The organism is Janthinobacterium sp. BJB446, from assembly GCF_002735655.1.
Taxonomy (GTDB): Bacteria; Pseudomonadota; Gammaproteobacteria; order Burkholderiales; family Burkholderiaceae_D; genus Janthinobacterium; species Janthinobacterium lividum.
Window position 1 is genome coordinate 577520 of the sequence record NZ_PDZK01000003.1, and the last position, 19597, is coordinate 597116.

The window sequence follows — 19597 nt, forward strand, 5'->3', positions numbered from 1 at the left end:
GGGCTAAAAATAGTTACGGTCGAATGGTACGGTAAATCACCGGATTGGCCGCCAGCGCCACCGCGCTGATGGCATATGCCTCCTGGATTTCCCTGACGGCTTGCTGCGCCGCCGCTTCCGTGCGCGCGTGCACCATGGCCAGCGGCTGGCCGACAGCCACCTGCTCGCCCAGGCCCACGAGGTCCGTCAGGCCGACAGCGAAATCGATGCTGTCGGTCGGACGGCGGCGGCCACCACCCAGGGCCACCACGGCCAGGCCGATGGCGCGGCAATCGCGCACGTTGGCAAAGCCGGCGGACAGCGCCGGTGCCGGCACGATGAATGGTGCCTGCTCCAGGTGCTTGTCCGGATGTTCGACCAGGTCGGCCGGGCCACCCAGGGCAGACACCATGCGCGAAAAGCGCTCGGCCGCTTCACCCGAATCGAGGGCCGCCATCAATTTCACGCGCGCTTCTTCTTCCGTGGCAGCCAGGCCGCCCAGCACCAGCATCTCGGCGCACAGCGCCAGGGTGACTTCGTGCAGGCGCGCGGGACGCGAACGGCCCGTCAGGTAATCCATGGCGCCGCGCACTTCCAGCGCATTGCCCGCATACGGCGCCAGCGACTCGTTCATGTCCGTCAGAATCGCCGACGTCTGCATGCCCGCGCCGTTGCCGACGGCGACGATGCTCTCGGCCAGTTCCACCGACTTGTCGTAGGTCGGCATGAAGGCGCCCGTGCCCACTTTCACGTCCATCACCAGCGCATCCAGGCCAGCCGACAGTTTCTTCGACAGGATGGAGCCGGTGATCATGGCCACCGATTCCACCGTGGCGGTGACGTCGCGGATACTGTAGAAACGCTTGTCGGCCGGCGCCAGCTGCGCCGTCTGGCCGATGATGGCCACGCCGATCTCCTGCACCACCTTGCGGAACAGTTCATTGTCCGGCACCGTGCAGTAGCCGGGAATGGCGTCGAACTTGTCCAGCGTGCCGCCCGTGTGGCCCAGGCCGCGGCCCGAGATCATCGGCACGTAGCCGCCGCACGCGGCGACCATGGGGCCCAGCAGCAGGGAGACGACATCGCCCACGCCGCCCGTCGAATGCTTGTCGACGATGGGGCCCGGCAGGTTCAGCGAGCGCCAGTCCAGCACCTGGCCGGAATCGCGCATGGCCAGGGTGAACGCCACGCGCTCGTCCATGTTCATGTCGTTGAAATAGACGGCCATGCCCAGCGCCGCGATCTGGCCTTCGCTGACGCTGCCGTCAGTAATGCCGCGCACAAAAAACTGGATTTCCTCGGCGCTCAGCACGCCCTTGTCGCGCTTCTTGCGAATGATTTCCTGGGTTAACAACATGGAATAACTCCAATCATGAGATCTGGGGCCAGTCCCTGCGGATCTGACCCCAGCTTTGTAACGCTGGTGACTTATCAGACGCCGTAAGGAATCCACACGTTTTTCACTTGCGACGCATGCGCCAGCACGGCACGGCCGCCGCTTTGCGCGGCACTGTACCAGTCGCGGCCCTTCGCACCGCCAACCCAGGTGCGCTTCAGGGTGCCGGCCGACAGGCGCTCGACTTCCGCGCAACCTTCAGCGGAACCGTCATGGCGCCAGACGGCGTCGATGTCGGCGTGCGTGGCCAGGGTGCGCGCCAGTTCATCGGCGTTGCCGCTGATGATGTTGACGACGCCGCCTGGCAGGTCGGACGTATCGAACACCTGGTACAGGTCCAGAGCGGAGAGCGGATGCGCTTCCGACGGCACCACCACCACGCGGTTGCCCAGCGCGATGGCCGGCGCCACCAGCGAAATGAAGCCGAGCAAAGGCGCTTCATTCGGGCAAACGATGCCGATCACGCCGACCGCTTCGTTCAGCGCCACGGTGATGCCTTTCGTTGGCGGCTGGTGCGCCAGGCCGTCGTACTTGTCGGCCCAAGCAGCGTAGTAGAACAGGCGTTCGATCGATGCCTGTACTTCCTTCTCAGGATTTTTACTGCCCGTCATGGCGGCGATGCGGGCGGCAAATTCGTCGGCGCGCGCGGCCAAGTTTTCAGCGATGTAGTACAGCACTTGCGCGCGGTTGTGCGCCGTGGCGCCGGTCCAGCCGGACGCTTTATGGGCCGCTTCGACGGCGTTGCGGATATCCTTGCGGCTGCCCACGCCCACTTCGGCCAGCAGGGTGCCATTCGCGCCGAACACTGGAGTGCTGTAGGCGCTGTCAGGGCGCGCCTGCTTGCCGCCGATGTACATCTTGGCCGTGCGGTCGATGGCGAACGGATCGGCTGCCGCCGGCTTCACATTGCCCTTGGCTTTCGCTTCCACCACCGGCAAGGCCGGACGCGCATCTTCGGCCAGGGCAGTCATGTATTCCAGCATGCCTTCGCGGCCGCCTTCGCGGCCGAAGCCCGATTCGCGGTAGCCGCCGAAGCCGCACGCGGCGTCGAACTGATTCGCGCTGTTGATCCACACCACGCCAGCCTTGATGGCGGGAGCGATATCGAGCGCCAGGCTGATCGACTCGGTCCACACACTGGCGGCCAGGCCGTACACCGTGTTGTTCGCCAGTTGCACCGCTTCAGGCGGCGTGCGGAAGCTCATGGCCACCAGCACGGGGCCAAAGATCTCAGCCTGCGCCACGGCGGCCGAGGTCGACGCGCCCGTGATCAGGGTGGGCGGGAACCACGAACCGTCGGCAGGCAACTCGCACGCCGGCTGCCATACATCGCAGCCTTCGGCACGGGCCGAATCGACCAGCGCGGCGATGCGCTGGCGCTGCACGGGGTCGACCAGCGCGCCCACGTCCATCGATTTGTCCAGGGGCGAGCCGAGACGCAGGTTTTCCATGCGCGCGCGCACCTTGTTCAGGAAGCGCTCCTGGATCGATTCCTGCACCAGCAGGCGCGAACCGGCGCAGCACACTTGCCCCTGGTTGAACCAGATCGAATCGACCAGGCCTTCCACGGCACCGTCCAGGTCAGCGTCTTCAAAGACGATGAACGGCGACTTGCCGCCCAGCTCCAGCGACAGCTTCTTGCCGCTGCCGGCCGTCGCTTCACGAATGAGGCGGCCCACTTCGGTGGAACCCGTAAACGCGATCTTGTCGACGCCAGGATGGTTGACGATGGCCGAGCCCACGCGGCCATCGCCCGTGACGATGTTGACCACGCCGGCCGGCACGCCCGCCTGCACGCACAGTTCGGCGAACAGCATGGCGGTCAGCGACGTGAATTCGGCCGGCTTGAAGACGACCGTGTTACCGGCCGCCAGGGCCGGGGCGATTTTCCACGACAACATCAGCAGGGGGAAATTCCACGGCACGATCTGGCCCACCACGCCCACGGCGCGGTAGTCGGCGAATTCCTCCGACTGCAGCTGCGCCCAGCCGGCGTGATGGTAGAAATGGCGCGCGGCCAGCGGCAGGTCGATATCGCGCGTTTCGCGGATGGTCTTGCCGTTGTCCAGGGTTTCCAGCACGGCGAACAGGCGCGAATGCTTTTGCAGCAGACGGGCCAGCGCGTACATGACTTTCGCGCGGCCGTGGCCACCCATGCCTTGCCATACGGGCAGCGCGCGGCGCGCCGCTTCCACGGCCCGTTCCACGTCTGCATCGCTCGCTTGCGTCAGTTCCGCCAGCTGCGTGCCGTCGGCAGGATTGGTCGAGGCGAACAATTCCGCAGGCTCGCTCCAGGCATTGTCGATGAACAAACCGAATGTGCGCTGGTGGCCATCAAGCCACGCCTGCGCTTCTTTTTGACTTTCGGGAGCAGGGCCGTAGTCCATAGTATTGAGAATCTCGTTAATTGTTGGCATGACGATTGTTCTTTAAGGTTGTGCGTGACGATGATTGGCCGAGTAGCTGCCGGTGACGTAGTGCTCGAGCTGGCGCTCGATGTCGGTCAGCAGGCTGGAAGCGCCGATGCGGAACAGGTGCGGCTGCAGCCATTCGTTGCCCAGTTCTTCCTTCATCAGGGTCAGGTATTGCAGCGCGCTCTTGGCCGAGCTGACGCCGCCGGCCGGCTTGAAGCCCACCTGGAAGCCCGTCTGCTCGTGGTATTCGCGGATCGTGCGCACCATCGTCAGGGCCACGGGAATGGTGGCGTTCACGCCCTCCTTGCCGGTGGAAGTCTTGATGAAATCGGCGCCTGCCATCATGCAGACCCACGAAGCCTTGGCCACGTTTTCCATGGTCAGCAAGTCGCCCGTGGCGAGAATCGCCTTCACGTGCGCTTCGCCGCAAGCCTTGCGGTAAGCGAGCATTTCGTCGTACAGCACTTGCCAGTTGCCGTTCAGGACGTGCTGGCGCGTGATGACGATATCGATCTCCGAAGCGCCGGCGGCGACCGACAGTTCGATCTCGCGCAGCTTCGTTTCCATGCTCGTCAGGCCGGCCGGGAAACCCGTCGATACGGCAGCGATGGGCAAACGGCCCTGGATGACCTTCACGGCCGGCTGGATCATCTCGTGGTACACGCACACGGCGCCGGTGCTCAGTTCCGTCAAGCCCAGTGCGTCCATCAGGTCGGCGCGCAGCGGGCGCATGGCCTTCATGCACAGGCGTTCCACGCGGCCCGGCGTATCGTCGCCGCCCAGGGTGGTCAGGTCGATCATCTGGATGGCTTTCACCAGCCAGGCGGCCTGGTATTCCTTTTTCACGGTGCGGCGGTTCGCCAGGCTGGCCGCGCGGCGGTCTGTCGCGGCGCGGTTGACGCGGATCTGGTTGATCCAGCCCAGGTCGAGGCCGACGGCCTCGTTACGCTTGAATTCGGGGTGCATGAGTGTCATAACAAGCTGGTTCCATTAGCAAGTGGTGGTACGCCAAGGTGCTTGGCGAGGGTTTGGCCAATATCGGAGAAGGTCTCGGAAATACCCAGCGCGCGCGGGGCGACGCCGGGGCCGAAGAAGATCATCGGTATATGTTCGCGGGTGTGGTCGGAGCCGTGCCAGGTCGGGTCGCAGCCATGGTCGGCGGTGATCACGACCAGGTCGCCTTCCTTGAGCTTGGCCATGAATTCCGGCAGGCGCGCATCCATTTCGCGCAGCGCGTCGGCATAGCCTTCGACGTTGCGGCGGTGGCCGAAAGCCTGGTCGAAATCGACGAAGTTCACAAAGGTGAGCGACTTGTCCTGCACTTCATCGGCCGTTTTCAGCAGCGCTTCGAACAGCGCCATGTTGTCGACGCCCTTGACGACTCTGGAGATGCCCTGGGTAGCGAAAATGTCGCTGATCTTGCCCAGGCCGACGACTTCGCCGCCCGCGTTCTTCACATGGTCGAGCAGGGTCGGCGCGGGCGGCGCGACGGCATAGTCGTGGCGGTTGGACGTGCGCGTGTAGTTGCCATTGCTGCCGGTGAACGGGCGTGCGATGACGCGGCCGATGTTGTACGGCTCCACCAGCTTGAAGGCCATTTCGCACACCTGATACAGGCGCTCGAGGCCGAACGATTCTTCATGCGCGGCGATCTGCATCACCGAGTCGCCCGAGGTATAGATAATCAGCTTGCCGGTGGCGACGTGTTCATCGCCATGCTTGTTGATGATGTCCGTGCCCGAGGCATGGCAGTCACCGAGGAAGCCCGGCACGCCGGACATGGCCTTGAGCTTGTCGGTCAGGTCGGCGGGGAACGATGGCGTGGTACGGGGAAAATATCCCCAGTCGAATTCGACGGGCACGCCGGCGATTTCCCAGTGGCCGCTCTGCGTGTCCTTGCCGGTGGAGCGCTCGCGCGCCGCACCGTAGGCGCCGGTAAAACCGTCGCGCTGGTCGAAGCCCGTGGCCCATTCGCCGCTGGCCAGTTGCGCCGCGGCGCCCAGGCCCAGGCGTTCCATGTTCGGGAGTTTCAAGGTCTTGCCGCTTTTGGCGACAGTGCTGGCAATGTGGCCAAAGGTATTGGCACCTGCGTCGCCATACTTGGCGGCGTCTGGCGTCGCGCCAAGGCCGAAGGAATCAAGCAGGAGGATAAATGCGCGTGACATGATAAGGCTCGCTTTATGGATTGATGCGGGATGATGCGGACAGTGTAGGCCGGTTTTTCCCGGCCTGCCGCGCGGCAGCGCCGGTGGCCGGCGCGCCGCTACTGCATAAAAAATTGCTTAGGCTTGCGGTTTTTCAGCGACTTTGGCGAGGAAAGCCAGGATCAGCTTGACCAGGTCTTTCGCGCCGATGGCCGCGTATTTCAGGGTTTGCTCGTGCGACAGGGCGAATGGCGACATGCCTTCGGCCAGGTTGGTGATGACGGACACGCCCACCACTTTCAGGTCGCAATGGCGGGCCGAGACCACTTCCGGCACCACCGACATGCCGACCGTGTCGGCGCCCAGGCGGGCCATCATGCGGATTTCGGCGGCCGTCTCGAAGTTCGGGCCCGGGTAGGCGACGAACACGCCTTCGTGCAGGGTGATGCCGTTCGAGGCAGCCGTGTCCGCGACCAACTTGCGCAGGTCCGCATCGTAGGCGTTGGCCATGCTGAAGAAGCGCGGACCGAAGCGGTCGTCGTTCGGGCCGACCATCGGCGTGCCTGGCAACAGGTTGATGTGGTCGCTGATGGCCACCAGGCTGCCGGCGTCCACTTCAGGGCGCAGGGAACCGGCGGCGTTGGTGACGAACAGCATTTCGCAGCCCAGCAGTTTCAAGGTGCGGATGGCACTCGTCATCACGCCCATGCCATAGCCTTCATAGAAGTGGCCACGGCCTTTCATGCAGACGACGGCGACGCCCGACAGGGTGCCGATCACCAGTTCGCCGGCGTGGCCGTGCACGGTGCTGATCGGGAAGCCTGGCAATTCGTCAAAGCTGATGCTGACGGCGTCCGTCATCTGCTCGGCCAACACGCCCAGGCCGGAGCCGAGGATCATCGCCACGCGCGGCTTGAAATTTTCAGGAGCGCGGGCACGGATGATTTCGGCGGCGTGGAAAGGGGTGTTGTTCGACATGGTTATCCTCTGATTGACTAATGATGATGGGTTGCTGCCTGCACGGCCGTGCCCGGTGAAGAAGTACGGCCCAGGTTACGGGTATGTATATGGGTGCTGCTGGTATATCCAGATGCGTATTGCCTCTATTTGCCGCCACTATGCATCAAACGGAATATGTATGGCAAATACCATTTTTCTTGCCCATTTATACAATTCAAATATAAATGGCCGATATTATAGTCGAGACAAGCCCAGGTTCGCCATGCCCGGGAAATGCTTGCATACAAGCTCCATACGACCACTTTTGGCACACGTCCGATACGAACTCCACACACGCTTGACACCAACAAGACAAATGTTTACAGTTTCAGACAAATGTTTAAACCTCAGCGAAAACCTTGTGACCGATACCAATAAAAAAGACCAGTTGTACATGCTGATCCGCAACAACCCCTTCATCTCGCAGCAAGACCTGGCGAGCGAACTGGGCTTGTCGCGCTCGGCCGTCGCCGGCCACATCGCCGGCCTCATCCGTGAGCGGCGCCTGCTGGGACGCGCCTACGTGCTGCCCGACAGCCGCCCCGTACTGTGCATAGGCGCCGCCAACCTCGACCGCAAGATGCGCACGCTGGCGACCCTGCAGATGGGCACCTCGAATCCCGTGCGCTCGGAAGAAGTATTTGGCGGCGTGGGCCGCAACATCGCGGAAAACCTGGCCCGATTGTCGATCCCCGTGGCCCTGCTGACGGCGCTGGGCGACGATGCGGCCGGCCACGCCCTGCAGACGCACGCGGAAGACGCCGGCATCGACATGCGCGGTAGCTTGCACTTGAGCAACACCAGCAGCGGCACCTACACGGCCGTGCTCGACGAACATGGCGAAATGCTGCTGGCGATGGCCAACATGCAACTCTATGAACAGCTGACACCGGCCTTTTTGCATAGCCGCCAGCCGCAGCGCGCCGCCGCCGCCCTCACCGTCTGCGACCTGAACCTGGGCCACGACAGCGTGCAGGCACTGCTGGCCGACGCGCGCCAGGATGCGGCCCACGCGACGCCGCTCGTCATCGTCGCCGTCTCGCAGCCGAAAATGGCGCACCTGCCGCAAGACCTGACGGGCTTGTACCTGCTGATCCTGAACCGGGGCGAACTGGAAACGCGCGTGGCGCGGGCCTTGCCCACGGCAGCGGACCTGCGCGCCGCCTGCCGCGAAGTACAGCGCCAGGGCGCGCGCCAGGTGATCGTCACCTGCGGCGGCGAAGGCGTGTACTTCACGGATGGCGACAGCCCGGACGCGCCTATCGTCCACCTGGCCGCGCGCGAAGTGGACGCCGTCGATGTGACTGGCGCCGGCGACGCGTTTTCCGCCGCCGTCTGCTGGTCGCTCTACCACGACAGCAGCGATTTGAAACTGGCTTGCCGGCGCGGCCTGAAGCTGGCCGCCATGACCCTGGAATCGGCTGCCACCGTCTCCCCCCAGATTTCCGCCGGCGCGCTCGACAGCATTGACGACGCCGACCTGGCGCCGCCTCCCCCTACCCTCTTTCAACAGGATTAAACATGACCCAATTACAGAATTTCCTCTTGTTCTCGCAAGAAGTGCTCGACGCGCGCACCGCCGGCAAGGCCATCGTGGCGCTGGAATCGACCATCATTTCGCACGGCATGCCGTATCCGCAAAACGTGGAAATGGCGCGCGAAGTGGAGCAGATCATCCGCGACGGCGGCGCCGTGCCGGCCACCATCGCCATCATCGACGGCAAGATCTGCGTGGGCCTGTCGCCGGAACAGCTGGAATTGCTGGGCACCTCGCCCGACGCCATGAAGGTCAGCCGCCGCGACCTGCCGTTCGTCCTGTCGCAGCGCAAATTGGGCGCCACCACCGTGGCCGCCACCATGATCTGCGCGGAACTGGCCGGTATTTCCGTGTTCGTCACGGGCGGCATCGGCGGCGTGCACCGCGGCGCGGAAACGAGCTTCGACATTTCCGCCGACCTGCAGGAACTGGCGCAAACCTCGGTGGCCGTCGTCTGCGCAGGCGTGAAATCCATCCTCGACATCGGCCTGACCCTGGAATACCTGGAAACCCACGGCGTGCCCGTCATCAGCGTGGGCCAGGAAGGTTTTCCGGCATTCTTCACGCGCGAAAGCGGCTTCAAGGCCGATTTCCGCCTCGACACGGCCGCCGAACAAGCCGCCTTCATCGGCACCAAGTGGCAGCTGGGCTTGACAGGCGGCGTGGTCGTCAGCAACCCCGTGCCAGCCGCGCAAGCCATGCCCAAGGAAGAAATCGATGCGATCACCACGCAAGCGCTGCAGGAAGCGGACGCGGGCGGCGTGAAGGGCAAGCAAGTCACGCCATTCCTGTTATCGCGCATCAAGCAACTGACGGATGGCCGCAGCCTGGCGACGAATATCGCGCTGGTCAAGCACAATGCCCAGGTCGGCACCGCGCTGGCCATTGCCATGCAGGCGGTCGTGGCACGATAATAGGACCGCTGTAAAGAAAGCGCGCGCGCCTTCACGGGTTCGTGCGCCGTTCCATCGCCTAGCAACACGCAACGCCAAGGAAAGCATGTCCATCGATCTGAAACAGTTAAAGTATTTTCTTGCCGTTGCCGAGGAGAAAAGCTTCAGCCGCGCCGCCGAGCGCCTGCATATCTCGCAGCCGCCCCTGAGCCAGCAGATCATGAAACTGGAAAGCGAACTGGGCGTGCGCCTGTTTGCCCGCACCACGCGCACGTTCGAGCTGACCGTGGCGGGCAAGGCGCTGATGAACGAGGCCGCCGACCTGCTGGCCAAGATGCGCATGACCATCGACACCATCCGCCAGATCGACCGCGGCGAAGTGGGCCGCTTGCGCGTGGGTATCGTCGGCTCGGCCATGTGGGGCCCCATCCCCAGCCTGCTGGAAGAATTCCAGACCAAATTCCCCCGCGTCACCTGGACCATCCATGAATTCGGTCCCACGGTGCAATACGAAGCCTTGCGCGCCAAGCAGATCGACGTGGGCTTCTGGCGCGAACCCAAGCTCAACGACGACGACTTGCGTCACGATAATCTGCGCCAGGAACTGTGCTTCCGCGAAAATGTCTGCGTGGCCGTCAATGAACACCATCCGCTGGCGAAAAACACGGCCATCGAGCTGATCGACATCGCCCACGAGCCGATGCTCACCCTGAACCTCGATAAATCCGCGTTTCCCCGCTACCTGGTGCAATGCTGCATCAATGCCGGTTTCGAACCCGTAATCTTCCAGGAAGCGAGCGAGCCGCAAACCCTGCTGGCCATGGTCGGCGCAGGCCTGGGCGTGACCCTGGTGCCGGAAACGACAAGCCGCATCGGCTGGCCCGGCGTCGTGTTTCTGCCGATCAAGACGAATCCCCCGTCGGCCAACCTGTACATCAGCTACACCACGCTGGACGACGCTCCCGTCGTGCGGGCCTTCCTGAATATCCTCAATCCCCCGGCCGTCTAATCGGCGGCACCACCTATTTATATGCACCGCGTATAAATACATAAACAAAAACGTATTTGTCATACATATCTGGCATGATGCATAGTGATTCGGACGCCCATCGCGGCGCCGGTCCCGTGCTTGCCCTGCCCGTCAACTGACGGCGCATCCCAGCCCGCTCCGGCAGCCCCATTCGATGTTGTACCTATAGACGGGGCGCGACTGTTGCATGAGCATCACACTGACGACATAAAAGCACACGAGGCCAGCAATGATCTTGTGCAATACAGTGCAATGTTGATAAGGAATTATCACCTCGTGCATCAAAAACAGGCTAAATCGGCCCCAAATTATATGTTTCACCTATAAAAAATATACAATATCGATCTTCCAGGAGCCAATTCATGAAACTTACACAATTTAGTTTGACGATCGCAGCCGTATTTCTGACTGCTCAAGCGTCCGCGGCTACCCCAAAACTGGGTGTCGTGTATGACGCGGGCGGCAAGTTCGACAAGTCGTTCAACCAATCCGCTTTCGAAGGCGCATCGCGCTTCAAAAAAGACACGGGCATTTCCTTCATCGAAGTGCAGGCATCGAGCGATACGCAGGCTGAACAAGTCATGCGTGGCCTGGCCCGCAAGAAACTCGACATGATTGCCGCCATCGGCTTTGCGCAAACGCAAGCCGTGCAAAAGGTCGCCAAGGAATTCCCGAACGTAAAATTCGTGCTGATCGACGGCCAGGCCGCCGGCAGCAACGTCAATTCCGTCGTCTTCAAGGAAGAAGAAGGTTCCTACCTGGTGGGCGTGGCAGCGGCCATGGCCAGCAAGAGCAAGAAAGTCGGCTTCATCGGCGGCATCGATATTCCACTGATCCGCAACTTCGCCTGCGGCTACGCGCAAGGCGCGAAGGCCGTCAATTCGAAGATGGAAATCACGCAAAACATGGTCGGCACCACGTCCGGCGCCTGGAATGACCCGGCCAAGGGTGGCGAACTGGCCCGCTCGCAATTCGAGCGCGGCGTCGATGTCGTCTTCGCCGTTGCTGGCGGCAGCGGCATGGGTACCCTGCAAATGGCCAAGGAAAAAGGCAAGCTGGCCATCGGCGTTGATTCGAACCAGAATCATCTGTATCCAGGCAGCATCCTGACCTCGATGGTCAAGCGCGTCGACAACACGGTTTACGACAGCTTCATGCAAGTCAAGGACGGCACCTGGAAGGGCGGCGTCAGCTATAAAGGCTTGAAAGAAGGCGGCGTGGATTGGGCGCTCGACGCGAACAACCGCAAGCTGATCACGCCGGAAATCGAAAAGCGCGTGTTGGGTGCGCGTAAGGACATTATCGATGGCAAGATCAAAGTGATCGATTACCGCGTCGGCAGCAGCTGCCCGGTTTAATTTTTCTCCGTATCTTTTAGCGCGCCGCCGGGGCCAGTCTCCGCGCGGCGCGTTTCCATGAAACTATCCAGTTATGAACCTATGCAGCCAGCAGTAGAATTTCGCAGCATTTCCAAGCAGTTTGGACATGTGAAGGCGAACGCCGACGTCAGCTTCTCCATCGCCAAGGGCAGTATCCATGGCCTGGTGGGGGAAAATGGCGCAGGCAAATCGACCTTGATGAGCATCCTGTACGGGTATTACCGTGCCGACGGCGGAGAAATCCTGCTCGACGGAAAAGTACAGCCTATCCGCAACAGCCAGGAAGCGATCAACCTCGGCATTGGCATGGTGCACCAGCATTTCATGCTCGTCGAGAACTTCACCGTCCTCGACAATATCATGCTGGGCACGGAAGGCGGCTTTCGCCTGGCCAGCCACCGCACGGAAGCGGAAGCCAAGCTGCGCGAGATTTGCGCGCGCTACCGCCTCGACGTCGACCCGCTGGCGAAGATCGAAGACCTGTCAGTCGGCGCGCAGCAGCGCGTGGAAATCCTCAAGCAGATTTACCGCAGCGCCAATATCCTGATCCTCGACGAGCCGACGGCCGTGCTGACGGCCCAGGAAACGGCCTCGCTGTTTGAAATCCTGCGCCTGTTCAAGGAACAGGGCAAGACCATCATCCTGATCACGCACAAGCTGCAAGAGATCCTGGAAATCACCGACAACGTCACCGTCATGCGCGGCGGCACGGTGGTGGGCGCCGTTGCCACGGCAACTACCTCGAAAGAGGAACTGGCCAACATGATGGTTGGCCGCCCCATCCAGAGCCACTTGCCGCGTGCCCCGTACAATCCGGGCGCCACGGTGCTGGAAGTGGACGGTCTGCAACTGGCCGACGAGCAGCAGGTCAAACTGCTGGCCGACATTGGTTTCAACTTGCGCGCCGGCGAAATCGTCGCCATCGCGGGCGTTTCCGGCAATGGCCAGAGCGAGCTGCTGGAAATTCTGTCGGGCATGCGCTTGCCCACCTCGGGCAAGCTGCGTTTTCTCGACAAGGACTTGCCGTTTGCCAAGCGCCACGATGCCGACGGCTTGCCGCTGGCCTTCCGCGAGCTGGGCATCGCCCACATTCCGGAAGACCGCTTGCGCGATGGCGTGGTGAAAAATTTCTCCGTCATGCAAAACACCATCCTCGGCTACCAGGATCACCTGAAAAACCGCTGGGGCCTGTTCAACTTCAAGGCCATCGGCGCCCGCTGCGCGGAACTGCTGAAGACTTTCGACGTGCGCCCGGCCAATCCGGACCTGCGCATCGGCCTGCTGTCGGGCGGTAACCAGCAAAAGGTGGTGATCGCGCGCGAAGTGCTGGCCAAGCCGAAACTGATGCTCGTAGGCCAGCCTACGCGCGGCGTCGACATCGGCACCATCGAAAGCATCCATACGCAATTGCTGGCCCTGCGCGACGCGGGCGTGGCGATCCTGCTGGTGTCCGTTGAACTGGAGGAAGTGCGGGCGCTGGCCGACCGCATTCTCGTCATGTGCGGCGGACGCATCACCGGCGAACTGAAAATTGAAGAATTCGATACCACCCGCATCGGTCTGTTGATGGGGGGAATGCATAAATCATGAATAACGACTTGCCACGCTGGGCGACAGCCTTTGTCATGCCCATGTTAAACCTGCTGTCGGCCTTGCTGGTCGCAGCCCTGGTGATTTATATGCTGGGCGAAGATCCCGCCGAATCGCTGGGTATCCTCGTCAACAGCGCCGTCCTCAATCCGGAAGGCTTGAGCTACACCCTGTTCTACGCCAGCACCTTCATCTTCACGGGCCTGTCGGTGTCCGTGGCGATGCAGGCCGGGCTGTTCAATATCGGTTCCGAAGGCCAGATGTATATCGGCGGCCTGGGCTTGACGGTGGCCATGCTGGCCTTCGACCAGACCCTGCCCGCATGGCTCCTGATTCCAGCCGCCATGATCGGCGCGGCCCTGTTTGGCGCGCTGTGGGGCTTCCTGCCCGGCTACCTGCAAGCGAAGCGCGGCAGCCACATCGTCGTCACCACCATCATGTTCAACTTCATCGCCGCCAGCCTGATGAACTTCGTGATCGTGAAATACCTGATCCCGCCTGGCGAGCAGAACACGGCCAGCCGCGTGTTTGCGGAAAGCGGCGAAATGCCGCGCCTCTCCACCTGGTTCCCGTCGCTGGGCGACACGCCGCTGAACATCAGTTTTATTCTGGCGATCGCCGCGCTGGTGATCTATGGCGTGATGGTGTGGCGCTCGTCGTGGGGCTTCAAGCTGCGCGCCACGGGCTTGAACAAGCATGCGGCCCACTATGCGGGCGTGTCGATCAGCAAGATGATCATCATCGTCATGCTGATCTCCGGCGCGCTGGCGGGCCTCGGTTCCGTCAATTCCATCATGGGTTCGACGCATTATCTGTCGCTCAATTTCGTCGGCGGCGCCGGCTTCATCGGCATCGCCATCGCCCTGATGGGCCGCCAGCATCCGGTCGGCATCTTTTTGTCGGCCGTGCTGTTCGGTGCGCTGATCCAGGGTGGCTTCGACCTGTCGCTGGAAAAACCGAATATCCCGACGGAAACTTTCATTTTCATCCAGGGCTTGATCATCCTGTTCTGCGGCGCCATGGAAAACTTCTACGCACCGGCCATTTCCGCCCTGCTCAAGCGCACCAAAGGCTAACACCATGACACTCGACGACTTTCAATTCGCCAGCATCCTGGTATCGACCGTGCGCAATGCGCCCGTCCTGATCTTTGCCGCCATGGCCGGCCTGTTTGCCGAACGCAGCGGCATGATCGACATCGGCCTGGAAGGCAAGATCCTGGCCAGCGCCTTCGCTTCCGCCGCCGTGGCCTACACGACGCAAAACCCGTATTACGGCATGGCTGCCGGCATGCTCGTGTGCGTCGCCCTGGCCTTGCTGCAGGCTTACGTCAGCATTACGCAAAAGGGCAACCAGCTGGTGGCCGGCATGGCGATCAATATCGCCATGAGCGGGCTGACGTTCGTGCTGGCGCAGTTCTTCTTCCAGCAAGGCGGCCGCACGCCCGACCTCGGTTCGGCGCGGCTGTTCGACGTGGTCTTGCCGGGCACGCAGTACGTGGAGCACATTCCCTTCATCGGCTGGGTATATGCCCATCTGATCGGCGGCCATTCCATCCTCGTCTATGTGGCGTTCCTGTTGATCCCGCTCGTGCACTGGCTGCTGTACCACACGCGCTTCGGCCTGCGCCTGCGCGCCTGCGGCGAAAACCCGCATGCGGCCGATTCGGCCGGCGTGAGCGTGGAAGCGACGCGCTACCTTGCCATGCTGGTGGCCGGCATCCTGTGCTCGTTCTCGGGCGCCTACCTGGCCATCGTGCAAAGCGGCTTCTTCTTGCGCGACATGTCGGCCGGCGCCGGCTACCTGGCCCTGACGGCCATGGTGTTCGGCAACTGGCGCCCCGTCTACACCTTCCTCGGCTGCCTGATGTTCGGCTTCTTTGCCGCCATCCAGATCCAGATTGAAGGCGTGGACTTGCCGGTCGTGGGCCGCATCCCCGGCTCGCTGATCCAGATGGTGCCGTACGTCGTCACCGTGATCGTGCTGGCGGGCTTGATGGCGAAATCCATCGCGCCAAAAGCCATTGGTATCCCGTTCGTCAAATCGCGTTAAATTTCAACGAGCGCATGACAAAAGCGAAGCCCGCGGGCTTCGCTTTTTTTACGCCTGCGAAATCTCATCCAGCGAGAAAAACACAGGCAGACCCAGGCTGCGCGCCACCGTCACCATCTGGTCCGCCCCAGCCGATGCGCCACCGAGACGCAGCACGGCATCGCAATGGCTCAATAAACGCGTCGCATGCGCGTGGAACAACTCTTCATACACGGCGTCGCCCACCCGGGTGGAACCGGCCAGCGCCAGCATGGGCAAGGCCAGCCATTCACCGAGCACGGGCATGTGTCCCATGGCATACAGGGGCAGGCAAACGGCTTGCATGGCGTCCACATTGCGCTGCATCAAGAGCGGATCGTCGCCCGTGCCGGAACGGTAGGGGCCGGCAACCAGTATCTGCATACCCTGATTCACCGGCATCAGTTGCAATTGCGCATGCTGCAGCAACATGATGGTCTTGCCATCGCAGATGCGCCCATCGGCCACCATCTGCAGCGCCTGCGCCAGGGGCAGTTCCAGCACTTCGATATCCTCGCCCTCCTGCGCCAGGCCGCCGCCGTCGCCGATGCGGCTGGCGGGGTCGTATTCGGCGACAAAGAAATGCAGGCGCTCTGTCACGGAACCGGGACTCATGAAGGCCTGGAATATCTTTTGCACCTGCCCCACCCGGTAACCGGTTTCCTCTTCCACCTCGGCGCGGATGCGCTCTTCAGCACTGGCTTCTTCCAGCAAGCCGGCCGCTGATTCGATGAGGAAACCGTCGTGACCTTCGCGGTAGGTGGGAAAACGGAACTGGCGGATCAAAATCACCGTGCGCTTTACCTTGTTGTAAAGCAGGATGGTGGCGCCATCGCCGCGGTCATAGGTTTCCCGCGTCTGCGTCTGCCATTCGCCATCGTGGCGCAGATAGTCGAACGTGGTCTTTTGCAATAGATACCAGTCGTGCGACAGGGTCTGCACCTGCTGGATGCGTACCCTCTCCTGCCCTAAATTGTCTTCGCGCATATCGTCTCCTTGTGCTTGTATTTTCCGACTTTATCATGCAAACTCGTGCAATATCAAGAATTAACAAGAAAAACCATGCTGACACATCAACGCAAACAATATCTGCTGGACTTGCTCCAGCGCGAAGGACAGATCGTCGCCAAGGCCGTCAGCGATAGCCTGGGCTTGTCGGAAGACACGATACGGCGCGACCTTCGCGAGCTGGCAAAAGAAGGACTATTGGAGCGCGTGCACGGCGGCGCCCTGCCCTTGCTGCCGCGCTCGCCCGCGTTGGCGCCGTTCGCCGGGCGCGAACAGATTTCGCTGGAAGCCAAGCCCGCCATCGGCCGCGCGGCGGGCGCCATGATACAAACGGGACAAGTGGTATTCCTCGATGGCGGCACGACCGCCGTGCAGCTGGCGCGCCAGCTGCCGCGCGACTTGCGCGCCACCATCGTCACGCACAGCCCGTCGATTGCCGTCGAACTGGTGAATCACCCATCGATCGAAGTGCTGATGCTGGGCGGGCGCCTGTACAAGCACTCGATCGTCGGCGTCGGCGCGGCGACCGTGGAAGCCATCGGCCGCATCCGCGCCGACCTGTATTTCATGGGCGTGTCCAGCCTGCATCCGCAAGCGGGCATCACCACCGGCGATTATGAGGAAGCATGCGTGAAGCGCGCACTGAGCGCGGCGTCAAGCCGCACTGTCGTGCTGGCTTCGCCGGAAAAGTTCAATACGGCCTCGCCGTTCCAGGTCGCACCCTTGAGCCAGGTCAACGACATCATCGTGCACCGCGACGTGGACGACGCGCTGGTCGCGCCCTACCGCGAGATGGGAATCGCCGTCATCCTGGCATGAAAAAAGCGGCCCGCGGGCCGCTTTCGAGTGCCATCTTAATGCGGCCAGATCGCCTGCAGCACGGCCGCCAGGTGATAGCCGCCCTCGATCAGCTGCTGCTTCGCCAGCGCCGAGCTGGGCACCGGATAATTATCGGGCACCGTCAAGGCCCACACGTTATAGACATCGCCCTTGCGGCTGGTCTGCTGCGTGGCAGGGCCGGCCACCACGTCCGTGAAGGCAATCTTTGACGCCGCCAGCGAGGCATCGGCCCACTGATACGGCCAGGTGGCGGGGTCGCCGCTATTGGCGCTGACCACAGGCGCGCTGGCGATCACCGTGCGGGCGAACTGCTGCGGCGTGCGCGTGCTCAGGCGGCGCATGGCGTAATCGACCACGGTCGTGTCCCAGTACGAATGCAGGGGCTTGGTGGGCGACTTCGGATACGCGCTGGCTGGCTTGGCCGTGCCCTCTTCTGCCGGCAGCGGTGCGGGAATCACGGCGTCGGACAGCGCCGTCATCTTCGCATCGTCGAGCAGCAAATCGTTGCCGCCGCGTGCATTGAAAATGGCGATGTCGTCGATCTGCGCCTGCGTGGCGGGCACAAAGAACTGGCCATCCTTGCCGAGAAACGCATTGCCAACATGCAGTGGCTGGTGGATATCGCCCACCAGGTGCGTGATCAGGATCAGGGCTTCGCGCTGGCTGAAGCCGTGCGGATTGCTGGCCGCGTCAGCCTTGCCTTGCAAAACCAGGATCGCCTGCTTGAGCGTTTGCACGATATCGTCGTCGGCCGTGCCTACGCCATGGTCATGGTAGTGCGCGTTCTGGAACGGCACATTCGTGTAATGGTATTCGCCATGCTTGGGGTTGGCCGCCACATAGCTCAGCATTTCCGGCGATTGCGGACCGCAATACGTGCCCTTCACGCAATCGGGCCAGTTGGCGATCTTTTCCAGGCTTTCGCCGGGCAACAGCAACTTCTCCAGCCGCGCCTGCGCCGCGCTACCCTTGAGCAATTGATCGGCGATGGCGCCCACGGCGCGGTGGCCGTCATTGCCCCACGCCAGCACATTGCCGGAAGCGAATGCGGCACCCAGCGCCAGCACGCACAGTAATTTTTTCATGTTCACTCCTTGCCTTGCGGCGCGGCCTTGGCCGGTTTCGGATACTGCTTGTTGATGTCGATGGGCTGGGCGTACGCCGAGCTCCACGTCTGCTCATGCAGCGCGGCAATGCGCTGCGCCATCTGTTCGTTGCGCAGCACCACTTCCAGGTTGCGCGACAAGTCGAAATAACCGCCCGCCCAGTTGCTCGTGCCGACCCAGGCCAGCTTGCCGTCGATGCTCATGGTCTTGCTGTGGATCACGCGCGCGAACGGGATAAAACCCGTCGACGCCGTGGGAATCGTCACGATGCGGATTTCCACGTTCGGCACCAGGGCCAGGCTTTTCAGGTAGGCGATGGCCGGCGCTTCCGTATTCCAGGCGGACACCATCAGCTTGATTTTCACGCCGCGCTGGGCGGCTGTGCGCACGGCGTTGTCGATCACGGCGTAATACGGCCGCGTGCGGTTCGGGCCATAGGACAGCGGTGCATAATCGAGCAGCTGGATGCGCACTTCGCTTTTCGCTTCCGCCAACAAGGCGGGCAAGCCTGTTTCCGAGTCGCCCACGCCGGCCGGGTTGTAGGCATTCGGGCTGGCCAGCAGGAAGGCGTTTTGCGCGTAATTGGCCGGCACCACTTTGCTGTTGAGCACCGTGGCGCGGCTGCCTTGCGACGTCAATGCCTGCGCCTGCCAATCCTGCTCGAAGATGGCTTGCACCTGGCTCACCATGGCCGGATCCGTGATCTTCAAGCCCGTCTCATGGATGTGCTCGAACGAGCGCCAGTCGAAATTCTGGCTGCCGATGTACGCCACCTGGCCATCGACGGCCAGGTATTTCGCATGCACGATGCCGTTGCCCGTGATTTTATTGAAGTCGATGAGGCGCAAGTCCAGGTTCGGAATCGCCTTGATCCGGGCGATGGTGGCCGCTTCCGACAGGCCCACACCCTTCTGGTCCAGCAGGAAACGGATCTTCACGCCGCGCTGGCCGGCGGCCGTCAGGCTGGCCAGCACCTTTTCAAAAGCCGTGCCCGGCTTGCTGACGGCGTAGAACTGGGCGATGACGATTTCTTTCTTGGCCGAATCAAACAGCTCGCTCCACACGGCGACGGGTTCGCGCAGGTCGGGATTCGTCAAGCTCGTTTCCACGGGCGAAGTGTGCACCAGCTCAAAGCCGGGAATGGTGAAATCCGCGTGGGCCGTGCCCGCGAACAGGGTAGTGACGAGCAGGGAAACAAATAAACGACGCATG

15 protein-coding genes and 1 pseudogene are annotated in these 19597 nt (G+C 62.2%); 8 read left to right on the top strand and 8 right to left on the bottom strand.

What is annotated here, in order from left to right:
- Positions 1 to 13 precede the first annotated feature (13 nt).
- The 5 genes from deoA to xapA form a co-directional block, all read right to left on the bottom strand.
- A complete protein-coding gene (gene deoA / locus CSQ92_RS21940) occupies positions 14 to 1336 on the bottom strand; it encodes a thymidine phosphorylase (RefSeq protein ID WP_099395368.1) in 1323 nt (440 codons plus the stop codon).
- 74 nt (positions 1337 to 1410) lie between these two features.
- Positions 1411 to 3792 (bottom strand): aldehyde dehydrogenase family protein, encoded by a 2382-nt coding sequence (locus CSQ92_RS21945; protein WP_370452791.1) that lies wholly within the window; start codon positions 3790 to 3792, stop codon positions 1411 to 1413.
- 12 nt (positions 3793 to 3804) lie between these two features.
- Positions 3805 to 4764: a deoxyribose-phosphate aldolase gene (gene deoC, locus CSQ92_RS21950; RefSeq protein WP_046685481.1), complete on the bottom strand. Its 960-nt coding sequence runs from the start codon at positions 4762 to 4764 to the stop codon at positions 3805 to 3807.
- Positions 4761 to 5954, bottom strand: a complete 1194-nt coding sequence (locus CSQ92_RS21955) for a phosphopentomutase (RefSeq protein WP_034785578.1) — start codon at positions 5952 to 5954, stop codon at positions 4761 to 4763. The genes deoC and CSQ92_RS21955 overlap by 4 nt, the downstream gene beginning before the upstream one ends.
- Positions 5955 to 6071: 117 nt before the next feature.
- Positions 6072 to 6911: a xanthosine phosphorylase gene (xapA, locus tag CSQ92_RS21960; RefSeq protein ID WP_034785579.1), complete on the bottom strand. Its 840-nt coding sequence runs from the start codon at positions 6909 to 6911 to the stop codon at positions 6072 to 6074.
- A 382-nt stretch (positions 6912 to 7293) separates the two neighbouring features.
- Here xapA and CSQ92_RS21965 point away from each other — a divergent pair, with 382 nt between their 5' ends.
- The 7 genes from CSQ92_RS21965 to CSQ92_RS21995 all read left to right on the top strand — a co-directional run bounded on the left by CSQ92_RS21965 (position 7294) and on the right by CSQ92_RS21995 (position 15413).
- Complete coding sequence (locus CSQ92_RS21965) at positions 7294 to 8451, top strand: PfkB family carbohydrate kinase (RefSeq protein ID WP_099395369.1); 1158 nt, start codon at positions 7294 to 7296, stop codon at positions 8449 to 8451.
- 2 nt (positions 8452 to 8453) lie between these two features.
- On the top strand, positions 8454 to 9383 hold the full coding sequence (locus CSQ92_RS21970; RefSeq protein WP_099395370.1) for a pseudouridine-5'-phosphate glycosidase: 930 nt from the start codon (positions 8454 to 8456) through the stop codon (positions 9381 to 9383).
- Between the two features lie 85 nt (positions 9384 to 9468).
- Positions 9469 to 10371 (top strand): LysR family transcriptional regulator, encoded by a 903-nt coding sequence (locus tag CSQ92_RS21975; protein ID WP_034785584.1) that lies wholly within the window; start codon positions 9469 to 9471, stop codon positions 10369 to 10371.
- Positions 10372 to 10754: 383 nt separating this feature from the next.
- The gene (locus CSQ92_RS21980) at positions 10755 to 11750 is read left to right on the top strand and encodes a BMP family lipoprotein (protein WP_099395371.1); all 996 of its coding nucleotides are present in this window, start codon (positions 10755 to 10757) and stop codon (positions 11748 to 11750) included.
- Positions 11751 to 11831: 81 nt separating this feature from the next.
- Positions 11832 to 13361 (top strand): ABC transporter ATP-binding protein, encoded by a 1530-nt coding sequence (locus CSQ92_RS21985; RefSeq protein WP_070260161.1) that lies wholly within the window; start codon positions 11832 to 11834, stop codon positions 13359 to 13361.
- On the top strand, positions 13358 to 14437 hold the full coding sequence (locus CSQ92_RS21990; protein WP_034785591.1) for an ABC transporter permease: 1080 nt from the start codon (positions 13358 to 13360) through the stop codon (positions 14435 to 14437). The genes CSQ92_RS21985 and CSQ92_RS21990 overlap by 4 nt, the downstream gene beginning before the upstream one ends.
- A 4-nt stretch (positions 14438 to 14441) precedes the next feature.
- Positions 14442 to 15413 carry an ABC transporter permease gene (locus CSQ92_RS21995; protein WP_034754516.1) on the top strand — a complete coding sequence of 324 codons (972 nt, stop codon included), beginning with the start codon at positions 14442 to 14444 and terminating at the stop codon, positions 15411 to 15413.
- Between the two features lie 420 nt (positions 15414 to 15833).
- Here the strand turns inward: CSQ92_RS21995 and CSQ92_RS29625 are convergent.
- A pseudogene (locus tag CSQ92_RS29625) lies at positions 15834 to 16418 on the bottom strand (NUDIX domain-containing protein); the annotation flags it as partial.
- A 75-nt stretch (positions 16419 to 16493) separates the two neighbouring features.
- On the opposite strand from CSQ92_RS29625, the gene CSQ92_RS22005 reads away from it, so the two are divergent.
- Complete coding sequence (locus CSQ92_RS22005) at positions 16494 to 17258, top strand: DeoR/GlpR family DNA-binding transcription regulator (protein ID WP_099389599.1); 765 nt, start codon at positions 16494 to 16496, stop codon at positions 17256 to 17258.
- Positions 17259 to 17293: 35 nt separating this feature from the next.
- On the opposite strand, the gene CSQ92_RS22010 is transcribed toward CSQ92_RS22005, so the two are convergent.
- On the bottom strand, positions 17294 to 18364 hold the full coding sequence (locus CSQ92_RS22010) for a S1/P1 nuclease (RefSeq protein WP_099395373.1): 1071 nt from the start codon (positions 18362 to 18364) through the stop codon (positions 17294 to 17296).
- 2 nt (positions 18365 to 18366) lie between these two features.
- The gene (locus CSQ92_RS22015) at positions 18367 to 19596 is read right to left on the bottom strand and encodes a phospholipase D-like domain-containing protein (protein ID WP_099389601.1); all 1230 of its coding nucleotides are present in this window, start codon (positions 19594 to 19596) and stop codon (positions 18367 to 18369) included.
- Between the last annotated feature and the right edge of the window lies 1 nt (position 19597).